Raw genomic sequence first — 12688 nt, 5'->3', positions numbered from 1 at the left:
AAGTATATGAAAACGAAATATATATTATTATCTATCGCAACTGCCGTTCTGATGTCCGGATGCAACTATCTGGATATTGTTCCCGAAGAGCGCAATACTCCTGAGGATACTTATAAAAATCCGGCAGCAGCCCGGGGCTTTTTGTACTCTTGTTATAGCAAACTGCCCAACTCCAGAAAACCTGAGCATATTGACAAATATTCGGCTGGGGAAGTTTGTTTTCCGATGGAGAAGAATGACTTTCAGACTTTTCCGCGCGGATACTATTCACCTGTCTTTTTAAGTATCACAGAAAGTTATTATAATAATATTTGGGAAGGTATCCGTCGTTGTTACGAATTTCTGAATGTCATAGATTTAACGCCCAATATGGTAGAGGATGATCTGAAGTATTATAAAGCAGAGGCTACCTTTCTTATTGCATACTATCATTTTCTTGCATTGAGAGCTTACGGACCAATACCTATTATCAAGGCTCCGCTAGATCCGACGACAGATGCCGGCACTTATCCCGAACGTTCGTCGGTGGATGAAGTAGTGGAATTCATAGATAAAAAGATAGAAGAAGCATTGCCTGATATGGCGGAGTCTTTTGAATCGGACGAATACGGTCGTTTCACACGTTATGCAGCCATTGCTTTGCGGGCACGTTTACATTTGTATGCAGCCTCACCTCTTTTCAACGGAAATAATGGAAAAACTGAATTTTATGCCGACTTCAAGAGTAAAATAGACGGGCGGTATCTGATTGCGCAGACGGAGAGCAGGGAGAAATGGGAGACAGCAGAAGAAATTACCCGGAAAGCTATTGAAGAACTGGATACCAAATTCCGGCTTTATGATAAGACGGACGCAGGTACGCCCGATGCTGCCAAGCCCGGACCGGCAGAAGCTAGCCAACGGGCAGTCAGATATACATTTATGGATAATGCGACAGGTATCAATCCGGAATTAATCATGGTGGATACACGTCCGGAAACCCAATATGAGATACAGAACCAATCATGTCCGCGTCAGAACGACAAAGGTTATAAGAATGCATATAATTCTTGTGCGCCTACTTTACAGATAGTAGAATTGTTCTATACCAAAAACGGATTACCGATAGAGGAAGATACCGAATTTGATTATCCCGGACGTTATTCTGTTGTCAATATGCCCAATAATTACGACGGCAACAATTATAAGAACCCCAACGGAAAGACACTCAAACTGCATCTGGATCGTGAACCGCGTTTCTATGCCTGGATTGGTTTCCACAACGGGTTCTTTGAAATAGCCAAATACAACGGTGCCAACACAAATGCTGCCAATAATAAGAAAGCTATCCAATTAAAGCTCATGTGTGGAGAGGCGCAGGGTGCTAAGGAAGATGGCAATGACGCCAATTACTCCGGAACTGGTTATCTGAACAAGAAATTCTTTCATCCGGCTTTCCAAAACGGGCTGAACGCCACTACCAAATATCCTTATCCGCTCATCCGTATGGCGGAGCTTTATCTCAATTATGCGGAGATATTGATAGAGTTGGGCGGAGAAGACAACTTGAGCAAAGCGAAAGTGTATATTGATAAGATACGTACCCGTGCCGGTATTCCTACAATTGATGTTGCCTGGGAGAAGGCTGCGCATCCGGAAAAAGCCAATACACAAGATGGGTTACGGGAAATTGTACGTCGTGAACGTCAGATTGAGTTCTATCTCGAGAATCACCGTTTCTGGGATTTACGCCGTTGGAAACAAGCTGAAATATTAGGAGAAAAAGTCAAGGGGCTGAACATTTATGGCAAGACAGAAGAAGACTTTTTCCAAGTGAAGGAACTGAACGTAATCCGTACTTTCAAAGAAGCACAATATCTGATGCCTATCCCGCAACCGGAAATTAACAAGTGTCCGCAGTGGGTTCAAAACCCCGGCTACTAACAAGTAAAGTTTCTGATAGGTTGTCAAGCCCTACATTTTCAGGTGCAGGTAAGTATGACTTGTATTTCAAGTGTTTATCTGCATCTGTTATAGGTATACTTATTTTCTAGTAGATAATTATGAGAAAGATATTATTGATTATCATTGTCGGCTTATTTTTGTTGACAAGTATAGACGGTTATGCACAAAAAAGCAAAGTTGTCCGGTTGCCTATTCGAACAGAAATACCTGTTCGTCCGGCAGGGCAACTGGATGTGATTCAACTTACCGCCCCCAAAATTGATACGGTACGTGTGGGTTTCATCGGATTGGGTATGCGTGGTTCCAGTGCAATAGCGCGCTGGACACACATTCCGGGGATACAAATTATTGCCTTGTGCGATCTTCTTCCCGAACGTGTAGAGAAATCACAAAAAGTTCTGAGAAAAGCCGGTCTGCCGGCAGCGGTATCTTATGCCGGTTCGGAAGATGCATGGAAAAAATTATGCAAACGCAAAGATATCGACCTTATTTATATAGCAACAGATTGGGAACATCATGCCGAAATGGGTGTATATGCAATGGAGCATGGAAAACATGTGGCTATCGAGGTTCCTGCTGCAATGACTTTGGATGAAATATGGAAACTCGTTAATACTTCAGAAAGAACTCGTAAACACTGTATGCAATTAGAAAATTGCATATACGACTTTTTTGAATTAACTACTCTCAATATGGCACAGCAAGGTGTATTTGGTGAAGTTTTACATGTAGAAGGGGCTTATATTCATAATTTGGAAAATATATGGCGACGCTATTGGAATAATTGGCGTATGGATTACAACCGAAAACATCGGGGAGATATATATGCTACTCATGGCATAGGCCCTGTATGCCAGATACTTAATATTCATCGGGGAGATCGCATGAAAACCTTGGTTTCGATGGATACAAAAGCTGTAAGTGGTCCGGCATATATCAAAAAGCAAACGGGCAAGGAGATTGAAGACTTTCAGAACGGAGACCAGACATCTACCTTTATCCGTACGGAGAACGGTAAAACGATTTTGATTCAGCATAACGTGATGACTCCCCGTCCTTATAGTCGGATGTATCAGGTAGTAGGGACGGATGGATATGCCAGCAAGTATCCGATTGAGGAGTATTGTTTAAGACCTTCTCAAGTTAATTCTGAGGATATTCCTAATCATGAAAATCTAAATACACATCAGGCAGTCGCAAAAGAAGTAAAGAAAGTTTTGATGGATAAATATAAACATCCTATTCATAAAGAACTGGAAGAGAGAGCTAAAAAGGTAGGCGGACATGGTGGAATGGATTATATCATGGATTATCGGCTCGTATACTGTCTGCGGAATGGCCTGCCGCTGGACATGGATGTTTATGACTTAGCAGAATGGTGTTGCATGGCGGAACTCACACGCATTTCCATAGAAAACGGTTCGGCTCCGGTAGCTGTTCCCGATTTTACCCGTGGAGGATGGGATAAGGTAAAAGGTTACCGGCACTTTCTTGTTAAATAGTTCAGTTACTGAAAAAACGATGATTCTTAAAAACGGAATATTTAATCATCGGAGAAGGACGTAAATCGCAGTTTGGTAAGGAAAAGCAGGAAGATGCCAAGCATTTGTAATTACGTGATTCTCTATTTCTGCTGTTTTGAGAATATTCTATTCGAAGTATGACAGATTATCGATTATTCTAGTTATTCGGATAGTAAATATCCGAATAACTAATCATTTTATTGTTTTTTCCTTTCCGATATGTTATGATAAACTAGAGAATAAATACTTCTTAATAGCCCATTTTTATCTTCCTCACCGGGAAACGATAGCTTCCCCGGTGAGGAACAAGTCGATGCACACCGAGGAACACCTCGTTGGTTTTAAAGCAATGAACAGTTTCCGAATAGAGAAAGATGCATATCTTGTTTGGTTTTATGCAATATTAGGCTGTTTTTTGTATGCTCATGCATTTATTTATGCAGTTTATTTTCTGGTTCGTTATTTTCTAACCAGCTATTTCCCTGCAAAATATTAAAAATAGAACATTGACAGGCTTATATTATCATTTCGAATTCTGCTTTGCTTACTTGGTATATTTCAATACCGCCTTCACCGGAAAATGGTCTGAAGGAATGCGTGCTTCATACTTTCCGGTGGCTTCGTTTTTAATTCGGTAAGTATCTGTCAGCACTCCGTACTTTTCAACAATAAAGTTTTTGGTAACGAAGATATGGTCGATACGGTTGGGAGTATATGTGTTCGGATTCCATCCTGCACATGTTCCATTAGTTGCATAGCTCAGTTGTGCGACCTCATAAGAGTCTGATAATATTCCGGATTCGTGAAGTACTTGATAGCTTTCGCTGGTCTGGTCTACATTGAAATCTCCGGTGAGTATGACGGGGTCTTTACTGCACATCTCTTTGATTTTGCTGATAACCAGCTTGGCACTTTCGCGACGTGCCATTACTCCGATATGGTCCATGTGCAGGTTAAAGAACCAGAATCTGAACTTACCTGTAATATCTTTGAATTCTCCCCACGTACAGATGCGGGTATAGGCTGCATCCCATCCTTTATTCGGCTTCGAGGTATCTTCCGATAACCAAAAGTTTCCAGATTTGAGTAGCTTGAATTTATCTTTCCGGTAGAAGATAGGCGCATATTCCCCTTTCGTTTTACCGTCATCCCGTCCTACGCCTATATAGCTGTATTGCGGCAAGGCATTCAACATATCTTCCAGTTGGTTATGTTTCACTTCCTGCGCTCCGAATATATCGAAGTCATGGAAAGTGATTAACCGGGTGAGTACCGGGCAACGCTGTTCCCAGCCGTTTCCGGCTTTGGCATCGTTCGGATTACTGTTTCGTACATTGTAAGAAGCAACATTCAGTTGTTGCGCGTTCAGTATTGACACACCGCAGAGCGCCAATACAATAAAAAGTTTTCTCATTGTTTCTTTATTGTTAGATGGTTATTAAGTATCCTTTTCTTCTGTCTGTCCGCTCCTGTATTCTTTGGGAGAAGTGTTGTATAACTTGGCAAACTCCCGGTAGAAATAAGACTTGTTTGAGAAACCCGATTTATACATAATCTCGGTAACGGTAAGCTTGGTAGTCTTTAATAGGCCTGCTGCATATTCCAGGCGGATGGTACGGACAAATTCGCTTGGTGTCTTTTCCGTCAATTCTTTGAGTTTACGGTACAATCCCGCTTTGCTTACTCCTATAAAGTCTGCGAGAGAATCCGGATTCATGGATTCGTCGTCAATATTATCTTCGATGAATTTGATAATCTTGTCCAGTAACAGCTCATCCTCTTTATGCATGGTGATTCCATCCCTTACGATGAGAGAGGAACGGCTGGATTTGAAATACTCTTTCATCAGAGAGTATTTATTAATCATATTCTCTACCGCGCTCAATACATGCCTCGGATGGAAAGGTTTGGGGATATATAAGTCTGTTCCATGTTTGTAAGCGTTAATCTGGTCTTCGATGGAGTTCTTGGCGGAGATATGGATAATCGGAATGTGGGCAGTCCGCTCGTTGGCTTTCAATATATCCGTCAGAGTGATGCCGTCCAGCCTGGGCATCAATACATCGCTGATAATAATATCCGGCTGTTTCTGCTCGACCTCTTTCAGCGCCTCTTCTCCATCGGCGGCTTCCCGAACCTGGTAGTAAGGAAGCAGGATATCTTTCAGAAGTTCGCGGATATTCTTTTCATCTTCTACAATCAATATACTAATTTCCTTTTGTTTTGGGACAAAAAGCATTTCACCGGCTTCTGCCTCTTCTTCTGCCGGTTGACTTTCTTTTCCGGAATTCACGTGCATGGACGGTAGAGACACATTGAATTCTACATACTCTCCCAATACACTTCCTACGGTGATTTCTCCGCCCAATAACTCCGTCAAGCTCTTGGTCAGATTCAGGCCGACTCCGGTGCTTCCCGCATGTTTCAGGTTACTGCTCTCAAAAATCTTGAACCGGCTGAATATCTCACTCATTTGTTTCTCAGTCAGTCCCTTGCCCGAGTTACGTATGTGGAAATGCAATGTCCCGTCAGTAACATTCTCCCGTATTTCAGCACGGATATATCCACCGGACGGCGTATATTTGAAAGCGTTGGAAAGCAAATTGAATATTATTTTTTCCAGTGCATTCCGGTCTGTTGTAAAGGATGATACCTCTTTGCTTTTGAAACTGAAGTCTATCTTGTTTTCTTCAGCTATTTCGGTATAGTTGTCCGATACATAATCGACGAGCAACTGAATATCCACTTTTTCCGCATAGATAGCTGTATGTCCCGCTTCTGCTTTTCGGAACTCCATCAGTTCGTTGATAAGCTTCTGCATCCGGTCGGCATTGTTCTTGATGATGTAGATATATCTTTTTGTATAACTGTCGAGGTCCGCCTTTTCCAACAAGTGCTGTGCCGGGCCGTAAATCAGTGTCAACGGAGTGAAAAATTCATGTGCCACATTCGTGAAGAAGTTCAACTTCGATTCATGGATACGTTGCTGATTCTGTTTCTCGATATGTTCCAGTAGAATCTGACGGTTCAGCCGGATTCTATTCTTGATGACGGATTGCGTGATATAGATAGCAACGGCAATCAGGATAAAATAAATAATAAAAGCAGTGGTACTGAGCCACCAGGGGTAAGCAACGTCCAAATTGAGGGAATAGGTTTGACTACTCCATACTCGGTCGCCATTGGTGCATTTTACTTCCAGTTTATATTTTCCCGGTGGTAGTTTGGTGATAACAATATTTGGGTTATTCTCGTTGTAAATCCATTCGTCGGCAAAGTCGATAATGCGGTAGCTGAACTCACAATTCTCATTGTTGATAAAATCATGTGCGGCAAATCCCAAGGTGACATAAGGCTCGTCGTAGTCCAGCCGGAGCGTATGATTACGGATACGTTCGTAGATATTCTGGCTTGTATTGTTTATCTTCAGGCTGTTCAGGCTTAATGATGCGATATGTTCCCGTAAGCGTATCTTATTTTCGTCGAAATAGTTCAACCCGCTGACTCCGCCGAAATACAACCACCCGGCTTTGTCCTTAAAAATAGCTCCGTCGGAGAATTCGTCGTTTTGCAGCCCGTTTCTTGAAGAATAATTGGTGATTTTTCCCGAGGGCAAGTCGATAAAGGAAATGCCTTGATTGGTGCTTGCCCAAATATTCCCGTTCTCATCTTTCAGGATGCCGTGAATCGTATTATTGGGCAATCCGTTATTATCCGTATATTCGATGATAGAAGGCGGTGTGGCTGTCGGGAACAATCGGTTAAGACCATAACTGGTACCTATCCAGATACTGGCAGAATCTCCTTTAGTCAGATAAATCACGTCATTGTTAGTCAGAGACAAACCGGGGTCTATTTCATTCATCTGCCGGAAACGTTCGGACTCGATGTCGAACTTATTAATTCCCCCCCCTCGCGTGCCTAGCCAAAGTTCATTCTCATCGTATCCGGCGATAACCGAATAAATAATATTATTACTTGGCGAAGAAGGGCCGGGAGATTTATATTGTTTCATGTCCGTTACTCTATAACTTTTTCCTTCCCTTTGCAGGCTCAGCTTGATAAGTCCGTAGCCGGAAGTCCCCAACCATAAAAGTGAATCGTTATGGGTAAACAGGATACTGTACACTGCCCTGAAAGCTGGAAATTCAGCAGGAATACCCAGTTTCTTCACCTGGTTGCTATTGAGTGGAATATAATTGATACCCGCCCCTTCGGTTCCGATGAATATATCCCCGGACATATTTTTGCGGATAGTATAAACGGAGTTGGAGATTAGCCCGTTGCCCGTTGAAAGATAGGGGATGACTTTCCGTTCCTGCTTGTTGAGTAGCAGGATACCTTCTCCTTTTGTTCCAACGAGTATATTACCATTGTCTTCCTCACAGAAACAACGCACAGGATAATCTGTTTTTACGGTATGGAAAGGCGAACTATGTTCATAGACTTCCAATATCCCTTGTCCGTCCGTGCCTACCCAAAGGATATTCTGTGAGCCGATATAAATAGTGAAAATGGAAGCTTTCTCCGGTAATTGGAGTAATTCCGTTGAAGTTCCATTTTCAAGATTATACCTGATGCATCCTCCCTCGATAAAGCTGATAAGGAGATATTCACCGTGGCAGACAGCTTGTGAAACGGTTTTGTTCTCAGGAATATTTATACTGTCCAATATACGGTTATCTTGTGAAACAGTCAGTGTCCGGTCATCGTTAATGATGAGGCAGTCCTGGGAAAGATAAATATTGGAAACGGGAGCAGAGTGCCTGATTTCTTCTTTGAACGAGAGTTCGGGACAGGAGTTACGGACAGTCAGTTGATAATGCAATAATTGTCCATGTTCTGTGAGAAAGAATATCCGGTCTTTGGAATCAATGACGAAGTTCCTGATGTCATCGGGAAGGTCATTCTTCAAGGATACAAACTCCTGTTTCCGGTCATCGAAACAGAATAGACCCTGCTCTTTCACGTAACAGATAATATGCTTGCCGGAAGTGATACCCAGCAGAAATGACTTCTCCTGTTTCGGCGGATTATTCTGTGTACCTAGATAATAAGGAGTAAACTGTTGTGTAGAGCGTTTCCACCGGTTTACCCCATAGTCCGTAGATACCCACAGGATAGAGTCGCTTTGCTCGATAATCTGCCAGATGACATTATTGCTGATAGACCCTGCATCCTTTTTATTATAAGAATAGGTTTTGAAGCTACGTCCGTTATAAGCATTCAATCCGTCCCATGTCCCTACCCAGAGCGTATGCTCCGAATCTTCGAGGAAGCAATTCACCGAATTATTGGATAATCCGTCCGCATTGGAAATCTGTTTTACTACATTTTGCGAATGTAATAAAGCAGGCATCAGGCATGAACAAATAAGGATGCAGATGCAGCGGAAATAGGAGTGTTTTCGTAGAATCATGTCGCAAAGATAGAGAGGAAAAATAAGAAAACAAAGATAAAAATATGCTGTACAACACCTGTATACCCTTTTGAGAATATAGTACACTCTTCCCGTCGCCGTGTGGGGTAGCTTTGCCACGAGAAATAAAAACAACACCTATTTAATGATTAGAAAATGGATATTGCAAAACGATTTCATCAGAACCCATTATTGAAACCATCCGATTTACAACCGGGAATAGAAGGTATGGAAATCACCTGTTTCCTGAATCCCGGCGTATTCCGCTTCGACGGAAAAACCTGGTTATTACTGCGGGTAGCCGAACGCCCCGTACAGAAACAGGGAGTGATTAGTTTCCCCGTATATAATAAGGAAGGGAAGATAGAAGTGCTTTCTTTCGACGAGAATGACCCGGAACTGGACGCTTCCGACCCTCGTGTGATAGGATATGCGGGACAGGATTATCTGACTACCATGTCTTATCTCCGGTTGGTATCGAGCGAGGACGGCATCCATTTTAAGGAAGAACCGGATTATCCGCCTATTTTCGGTAAAGGGACATTAGAGGCTTTCGGCATCGAGGACTGCCGGGTGGCGACTACCGCCGACGGTTATTACCTGACGTTTACCGAAGTCTCTTCCGTTGCCGTCGGTGTAGGGCTGATTCATACCCATGATTGGAAGAATTACACTCGTCACGGCATGATTTTCCCTCCTCATAATAAAGACTGTGCCTTGTTTGAAGAGAAGATAAACGGTAAATATTTCGCCTTGCATCGCCCGAGCAGTCCCGAACTGGGTGGCAACTATATCTGGCTTGCCGAATCACCCGACCGGTTACACTGGGGCAACCACCGTTGCGTTGCGACCACTCGCTCCGATAGCTGGGATTGTGCCCGTGTGGGTGCAGGAGCCGCGCCTATCCGTACAGAGGAAGGCTGGCTGGAGATTTATCATGGTGCAGACTATCAGAACCGCTATTGCCTGGGAGCCCTTCTGCTTGACTTGAACGACCCCTCAAAGGTAATCGCCCGAAGCAAAGCTCCTATAATGGAACCGACTGCTCCCTACGAGCAAACCGGATTCTTCGGGAATGTGGTCTTCACGAACGGGCATCTGGTAGAAGGGGATATGGTGACTGTTTACTATGGTGCGAGTGATGAAGTAATCTGCGGAGCGAAGTTCTCCATTGGGGAAATCCTTCGTTCATTAAAGTCATGACATATATAAAGGTATAGAATGAATAAATTGAAAAGAGAATATCAATTCTTCAAGCAGCAGACTCCCAATGTACGTGTACTGTTGATGACTAACCTGCTCTATGCGTTCGTGCTTCCTGTGGTGGAGATATTTGTAGGCGCTTATGTGATGCGCCACACGAGCGAGCCTGTTTCCGTAGCTTTCTATCAGCTTTTTATGTATATCGGCATCATTGCGACCTCGTTTGTCAACGGCTTCCTGTTGCGGCATGTCAGCGTGAAAGTACTGTATGCAGGCGGGATATTAGTTAGCGGGCTGTCGATGTTTGCCATGATGCTGGTGAAGTCATTGGGCTTTGTAGAACTAGGCATAGCAGGTTTTGTCCTCGGAGCCGCATCGGGTTTCTTTTGGACCAACCGCTATCTATTGACTCTCAATAATACGACCGACAGTAGCCGGAACTACTTTTTCGGACTGGAATCTTTCTTTTTCTCCATCACTTCGATAACTGTCCCTTTATTGATTGGCGCATTCATCAGCCAGATAGACGGCAAAGAAATCATGGGATGCCTGATTGATATAAATGGAGCCTACCGTTTGGTCACAGTCGGAGTCATAGTAGTGACCCTGTTTGCCGTAGCTGTCTTGTGGCGTGGTAAGTTTGCCAATCCGGTACAGAAGAATTTTTTGTATTTCCGGTTCTGTATACTGTGGAAGAAAATGCTGTTACTGGCTTCCCTGAAAGGAATGGTACAGGGATTTCTGGTGACTGCTCCCGCCATCCTGGTTCTGAAACTGGTTGGTGATGAAGGGACATTAGGCTTGATACAGGGAATCAGCGGTACGCTGACGGCTATACTGGTCTATGTACTGGGGCGTATTGCCAAACCCGAAGACCGCCCGAAGATATTTATTGCCGGGTTACTCGTCTTTTTTATCGGTACTCTGTTCAACGGGGTCTTGTTTTCAGCCACCGGAGTGATTATCTTTGTCCTCTGTAAGGTAATCTTTCAGCCCTTGTTTGACTTGCCTTACTATCCCATTATGATGCAAACCATCGACGCAGTAGTTAAAATCGAGAAAAGAAATGAATACACTTATATTTTAAGCCACGAATTCGGACTATTCTTGGGGCGTGCTTTCGGGCTTATCCTTTTTATGGCGCTTGCCTTTGCCATATCACAGGATTTTGCATTGAAGTACGCATTGATACTGGTAGGAGCTTTACAGTTGATAGCCTATCCGTTGGCTCAGAACATCATCAAACAGAACCAAACGGTTCACTAATATTTCAAAACCATTAAGCTGTCATTGCAAACGGATGAATTATTATGTTGTACAGCACCTATATACTCTTTTGAGAATATAGTACACTCTATTTTTTGCGGGGTACGATAGTTTTGCCGGCAGAAAAACGATGAACGACCGATTCGGGAAAACTAAAAAAAACGACGTATGATAAAACTAAAATCTGTAATCTATTTAATCAGTATGATGACATTAGTCGGATGCTCCGGGCAGAAACAGGCATCCGTAGCTGTCGAAGAACAGAGCGGACAATGGGTACTCGGCCCTTTTGTCCGTCCGGAAGGGATGAATCCGGTGATTTCCCCGCAACCGACTACTTTTCAATGTCCGATGCGCAAGCAGCCGGTAAGATGGGAAGAGAGTGACACTTTCAATCCGGCGGCAACTGTCAAAGACGGGAAGATTGTGGTACTCTACCGTGCGGAAGACAATTCGGCGCAAGGTATTGGAAAGAGAACGTCCCGTATTGGCTATGCGGAAAGTACGGACGGAGTGATGATGAGCCGGTCGGACGCACCGGTATTGTGTCCTTCCGAAGACGAATTTAAAGAAATAGAATGGGAAGGTGGTTGCGAAGACCCGCGTGTGGCAATGACGGAAGACGGATTGTACGTTATGCTTTATACAGCCTGGAACCGCAATCTTCCCCGCTTGGCAGTAGCTACTTCCAGAGACTTGAAAAACTGGACGAAGCACGGACTCGCTTTTGCGAAAGCATACAACGGGCGTTTTGCTAATATAGCAAGCAAATCAGCTTCTATTGTCACCGGAGTGAAAGATGGCAGGCTGGTCATTGAGAAAGTGGACGGCAAATACTTTATGTACTGGGGAGAGAATGCGGTATGTGCCGCAACTTCCGATAATCTGACCGACTGGACTCCGGTACTCAATGAAAACAACGAACTAAGGGAGATAGCCAAACCCCGCAACGGGTATTTCGACAGCCGCCTGACTGAGTGCGGGCCGCCGGCTATCAAGACCGTGAACGGTATTGTATTATTATACAATGGCAAGAACGGATACAAGGAAGAAAGGGACTCGGCATACCCCGCAGGCGCTTATTGTGCAGGGCAGTTCCTGTTTGACGCCAACGACCCTTATAAGGTACTCGACCGCCTGGATAAACCCTTCTTTGTGCCCGAAGCCGCTTTCGAGAAGAGCGGCCAGTACAAGGACGGAACAGTGTTTATCGAAGGATTGGCTTACTTTAAAAACAAATTATATCTCTATTATGGCTGTGCCGATTCGCAGGTTGCAGTAGCGATATGTGATGATAATATAGATTCGAAACTTAAAACACATAACTAATTTA

At 43.7% G+C, this 12688-nt stretch carries 7 protein-coding genes; 5 read left to right on the top strand and 2 right to left on the bottom strand.

The features are described from left to right. Positions 1-6: 6 nt before the first annotated feature. Both ACGHVY_RS23600 and ACGHVY_RS23595 read left to right on the top strand, forming a co-directional pair. On the top strand, positions 7-1923 hold the full coding sequence (locus tag ACGHVY_RS23600) for a RagB/SusD family nutrient uptake outer membrane protein (protein WP_390601948.1): 1917 nt from the start codon (positions 7-9) through the stop codon (positions 1921-1923). 119 nt (positions 1924-2042) lie between these two features. Further along, positions 2043-3446: a Gfo/Idh/MocA family protein gene (locus ACGHVY_RS23595; protein ID WP_390601947.1), complete on the top strand. Its 1404-nt coding sequence runs from the start codon at positions 2043-2045 to the stop codon at positions 3444-3446. Between the two features lie 565 nt (positions 3447-4011). On the opposite strand, the gene ACGHVY_RS23590 is transcribed toward ACGHVY_RS23595, so the two are convergent. Both ACGHVY_RS23590 and ACGHVY_RS23585 read right to left on the bottom strand, forming a co-directional pair. Continuing rightward, a complete protein-coding gene (locus ACGHVY_RS23590) occupies positions 4012-4881 on the bottom strand; it encodes an endonuclease/exonuclease/phosphatase family protein (protein ID WP_390601946.1) in 870 nt (289 codons plus the stop codon). Between the two features lie 24 nt (positions 4882-4905). Further along, positions 4906-8886, bottom strand: coding sequence for a two-component regulator propeller domain-containing protein (locus ACGHVY_RS23585; protein ID WP_308744213.1), 3981 nt, complete (start codon positions 8884-8886; stop codon positions 4906-4908). A 156-nt stretch (positions 8887-9042) separates the two neighbouring features. Here ACGHVY_RS23585 and ACGHVY_RS23580 point away from each other — a divergent pair, with 156 nt between their 5' ends. From ACGHVY_RS23580 to ACGHVY_RS23570, 3 genes are all read left to right on the top strand, one after another. Next, positions 9043-10089 carry a glycoside hydrolase family 130 protein gene (locus ACGHVY_RS23580; protein WP_390601945.1) on the top strand — a complete coding sequence of 349 codons (1047 nt, stop codon included), beginning with the start codon at positions 9043-9045 and terminating at the stop codon, positions 10087-10089. Positions 10090-10107: 18 nt separating this feature from the next. Next, positions 10108-11355: an MFS transporter gene (locus ACGHVY_RS23575; protein ID WP_285820233.1), complete on the top strand. Its 1248-nt coding sequence runs from the start codon at positions 10108-10110 to the stop codon at positions 11353-11355. A 168-nt stretch (positions 11356-11523) separates the two neighbouring features. After that, positions 11524-12684, top strand: a complete 1161-nt coding sequence (locus ACGHVY_RS23570; protein ID WP_390601944.1) for a glycoside hydrolase family 130 protein — start codon at positions 11524-11526, stop codon at positions 12682-12684. Positions 12685-12688: the final 4 nt, after the last annotated feature.

Source organism: Bacteroides sp. f07, assembly GCF_042854785.1.
In the GTDB taxonomy this organism is placed as follows: Bacteria; Bacteroidota; Bacteroidia; order Bacteroidales; family Bacteroidaceae; genus Bacteroides.
The sequence above is the reverse complement of the archived record's forward strand: the minus strand, read 5'-3'. Positions and strand labels throughout refer to the sequence as shown.

Coding starts and splice junctions, on each gene's coding strand:
- ACGHVY_RS23590 (WP_390601946.1), bottom strand. CDS start 4,881: ATGAGAAAACTTTTTATTGTATTGGCGCTCTGCGGTGTGTCAATACTG.
- ACGHVY_RS23580 (WP_390601945.1), top strand. CDS start 9,043: ATGGATATTGCAAAACGATTTCATCAGAACCCATTATTGAAACCATCC.
- ACGHVY_RS23575 (WP_285820233.1), top strand. CDS start 10,108: ATGAATAAATTGAAAAGAGAATATCAATTCTTCAAGCAGCAGACTCCC.
- ACGHVY_RS23595 (WP_390601947.1), top strand. CDS start 2,043: ATGAGAAAGATATTATTGATTATCATTGTCGGCTTATTTTTGTTGACA.
- ACGHVY_RS23585 (WP_308744213.1), bottom strand. CDS start 8,886: ATGATTCTACGAAAACACTCCTATTTCCGCTGCATCTGCATCCTTATT.
- ACGHVY_RS23570 (WP_390601944.1), top strand. CDS start 11,524: ATGATAAAACTAAAATCTGTAATCTATTTAATCAGTATGATGACATTA.
- ACGHVY_RS23600 (WP_390601948.1), top strand. CDS start 7: ATGAAAACGAAATATATATTATTATCTATCGCAACTGCCGTTCTGATG.